At 31.7% G+C, this 1,099-nt stretch carries 1 protein-coding gene; it reads right to left on the reverse strand.

The features are described from left to right. Positions 1-1,097 (reverse strand): ABC transporter ATP-binding protein (locus AYC60_RS08130; RefSeq protein ID WP_067323418.1); only part of this gene is annotated, 1,097 nt, incomplete at its 3' end. Between the last annotated feature and the right edge of the window lie 2 nt (positions 1,098-1,099).

The following is a 1,099-nucleotide window of genomic DNA, read 5'->3' on the forward strand; positions in this document are numbered from 1 at the left end:
AAACTTATGTTTTCTTCTGTTTCTATATCAAATATATGTGCTTTACTTGTATCAAAGTAGAATCTTTCACTTCCATGTTTGTTTGTATCACTTATTCCATCTACATTCATTCTACATGTCATTTGTAATCCTGCAAGTTTAAAGTATATGTATTCTTCATTACCCATTTGCTCTACTACTGATACTTCTCCTACTTGTGTATACGTATTTTCTTCTTTACTTGTTACTATATTTTCTGGTCTTATTCCAAATATTACCCTCTTACCTAAGTATCCTTGTACCTTCTCTGCCTTACTTGGATGTAATTCTATTAATGCTCCATTTAAATTAATAAATGTTGATTCTCCCTGTTTTACTAATTCTCCCTCTAATAAGTTCATAGTCGGTGATCCTATAAATCCTGCTACAAATTTATTCGCCGGTTTATGATATAAGTTTAATGGTGTATCTACTTGCATTATTCTTCCAAGTTTTAATACTGTTATTCTATCTCCCATAGTCATAGCTTCTACTTGATCATGTGTTACATATATCATTGTAGTCTTTAACTCTTGGTGTAATTGTGTTATTCTTACACGCATTGATACCCTTAACTTAGCATCTAAGTTTGATAACGGTTCGTCAAATAAGAATACTTTTGGTTCTCTTACTATAGCTCTTCCTAAAGCTACCCTTTGTCTTTGTCCTCCAGACATTTCTTTTGGTTTTCTATCTAGTAATTCTGTTATTTCTAATTTTTCTGCAGCTTCTTTTACTCTTCTATCTATTTCTTCTTTTGGAGTTTTCTTTAATTTTAATCCAAATGCCATGTTCTCATATACTGTCATATGTGGATATAGTGCATAGTTTTGGAACACCATTGCTATTCCTCTATCTTTTGGCGGTACATCATTTACAAGTGTTTCTCCTATATATATTTCTCCTCCAGTTATATCTTCAAGTCCTGCTATCATTCTTAGTGTTGTTGATTTTGCACATCCTGATGGTCCTACAAATACCATGAATTCTCCATCTTTTATTTCTAAGTTTATTCCATGTACTGCTTTAAATCCATTCGGATATTGTTTTTCAACGTTCTTTAAAATTACTTCTGCCATTT

This window comes from Streptobacillus felis (assembly GCF_001559775.1).
Classification (GTDB): Bacteria; Fusobacteriota; Fusobacteriia; order Fusobacteriales; family Leptotrichiaceae; genus Streptobacillus; species Streptobacillus felis.